This window comes from Mycobacterium innocens, assembly GCF_900566055.1.
Taxonomy (GTDB): domain Bacteria; phylum Actinomycetota; class Actinomycetes; order Mycobacteriales; family Mycobacteriaceae; genus Mycobacterium; species Mycobacterium innocens.
On the sequence record NZ_UPHQ01000334.1, the window covers coordinates 1 to 2,255 of the forward strand.

At 69.6% G+C, this 2,255-nt stretch carries 3 protein-coding genes and 1 pseudogene; 3 read left to right on the forward strand and 1 reads right to left on the reverse strand.

Annotated elements, in window-relative coordinates; genetic code table 11:
• Window positions 1–147 precede the first annotated feature (147 nt).
• The 3 genes and pseudogenes from EET03_RS29495 to EET03_RS33235 form a co-directional block, all read left to right on the forward strand.
• Window positions 148–537: a transposase gene (locus EET03_RS29495; RefSeq protein ID WP_075542681.1), complete on the forward strand. Its 390-nt coding sequence runs from the start codon at window positions 148–150 to the stop codon at window positions 535–537.
• Window positions 538–748: 211 nt separating this feature from the next.
• Complete coding sequence (locus EET03_RS29500) at window positions 749–1,384, forward strand: hypothetical protein (RefSeq protein ID WP_208649166.1); 636 nt, start codon at window positions 749–751, stop codon at window positions 1,382–1,384.
• Window positions 1,385–1,456: 72 nt separating this feature from the next.
• Window positions 1,457–1,699, forward strand: a pseudogene (locus EET03_RS33235) (helix-turn-helix domain-containing protein); the annotation flags it as partial.
• A gap of 61 nt (window positions 1,700–1,760) precedes the next feature.
• Here the strand turns inward: EET03_RS33235 and EET03_RS32215 are convergent.
• On the reverse strand, window positions 1,761–2,105 hold the full coding sequence (locus EET03_RS32215; protein ID WP_244232602.1) for a hypothetical protein: 345 nt from the start codon (window positions 2,103–2,105) through the stop codon (window positions 1,761–1,763).
• Window positions 2,106–2,255: the final 150 nt, after the last annotated feature.

The following is a 2,255-nucleotide window of genomic DNA, read 5'->3' on the forward strand; positions in this document are numbered from 1 at the left end:
TGTCATAGTCGTCGCGGTGTTCCCGGACCAGTCGCACCGCTCTGGCCTTGGTGTTCTCGTCGTACTTGCTCGGCATCGCGCCATCCTTCCCAACAAAGGAAGTGCGCATAAAACCGGGGACGGTTCACGGTCACCTGCCCCAACGCGGTGACCGTCGCGATCCGCTCGGCCACCGCCGGTGGTGGCATCGCGGTGTTCGGTCCGGCCTGCTCCTCGTGCCCGCTGGCCGCGCAGTGCACCGGCTCGGCCGGCGGCCGCACCATCACGATCAGCCGCTACGAGGCCGAACTCACGCGTGCTCGCACCACCCAAGCAGACCCGGCCTGGGTCGCCGACTACAAGGCAACCCGTCCGAAAGTGGAACGCAAGATTGGCCACCTGATGCGCCGCCGCCACGGCGGCCGCCGCGCCCGCGTCCGAGGCCTCACCAACGTCGCCGCCGACTTCTCTCTACTTGCCGCCGCGATCAACCTCGCACGCCTGGGAGTGCTCGGAATACACCGCGCAGACGGTAACTGGGCCGCAGCCACGACCTGATGTTGAGCGTCACTCGTACTGACGACCACAGGGTGGTTGTGGGTCACGGTCGGTGAGGATGTCGGGTTGGGTGGCGGTGAGCTGATGGTGGTGGCGTCACCGTGAGGACGGGCTGTTTAGGCTCGGCGTGATCTTGAAAGCCAACGGCCCTTCCCGCTCGCTTTGACTGGCTGTCGGGAAGGGCCGTTCGAACGCGCCTGGAGGCGGTCCGTTGCTGAGCGTAGGTGTTGATCCGGCCGGTGTCGAACAGCAGTTGATCTCGGGCGGGCTGGTGTGCCCGGACTGCGGTTCGCGGCTGGCGCCGTGGGGGCATGCCGCGGAGCGGTTCGTGCGCCAAACCGCTGAGTCGGTGCGGCGGATTCGGCCGCGGCGGGCGATCTGCTCGCGAGCCGGTGGCTGTGGGCGCACCCATGTGTTGTTGCCCCGGTTTTGGCTGGGCAGGCGGGTCGATCCGGTGGCGGTGATCTGGGCTGCGCTGTTGGCGCGAGCCGCGGGTCGGGGCTGGCGGCGGATCTGTGCGGCGGCGGGGCGACCGGCTTCGACGGTGCGGAGTTGGTTGGCGCGGTTTGCTGCGCATGCCGAGTCGATCCGGGTCGGGTTCGCGCGGCTGGAACGACTGGCCGGTGTGGGCGCGGACATGGATCGGTTGGCCCCGGCCGGCTCGCCGGTGGCCGACGCGGTCGCCCAGATCGGTGCCGGCTGCGCGGCGGTGCGCCGGGCGGCCGGTTCGGCGGTGGTCGAGGTGTCGGCGGCCGAGGTGGTGGCGGCGTGTTCGGGCGGCTGGCTTTTGGGTGCGCGGCCGCCGGCGGTCACGGCGGCGCCGATCAACATCTGCCCGCGTCTGTGACCGAGTGCCCCAGCGCGTCAGGGTCGACGGCGTCACTGTCGTCGATCGCGAGAAAGCGTTGGGGTGTCACCGATGTCGAAGCCGCAGCCGAAGAAGTCACGGACCGATCGGGCGCAAGATGTTGCGCTGTACCGGTATTCGCTGATTCGCCCGCTGGCCGATCCGAACCTGTCGGCGACCGAGCGGGGCCGGCTGGTGCGCGAGCTGGCCGCCCAGGTCCATCTCGGGCCTTGCGGGCAGTCGGTGACGGTGTCGCGGGCCAGCCTGGACCGCTGGATCAGGGCGTGGCGGGCCGATGGGTTCGACGCGCTGATCCCGCCCGAACGCCAGGTCACCCCACGTACCGACGCCGAGGTGCTGGAGCTGGCGGCGCGGCTCAAGCGGGAACACCGCGCGCACCGCCGCCCACATCGCCCGCATCATCGCCGCCGAGCAGGGCTGGGCGCCGTCTGCGCGGACCCTGCAACGCCACTTCGCCCGCCTGGAACTGGGCACCCGACCCGACGGCAACCCGCCGAGCGCGTTCGGGCGATTCGAGGCCGCCGAACCCGACGAGATGTGGATCAGCGACGGCCTGCACGGCCCGATCGTCGGCGGCGGGCGGGCGGTGCTGTTCGCCCTGCTCGATGACCATTCCCGGTACGTGCCCGGACACCGGTGGGGCCACGGCGAGGACACCCTGGGCATGCAGGCAGCGCTGCACGACGCGGTCAAGACCCACGGCTGCCCGCGAAAACTGTACTTCGATTATGCCGACCTCACGATTATGCCGAGGTTTTTGGGTAGCTGCTGGCCAGCGACGTGAGCGGGGTTGAACTGTCGGCATAAACAGGACCGATATCTCCTTCGACGGGGTTATTGATGAAGGAGG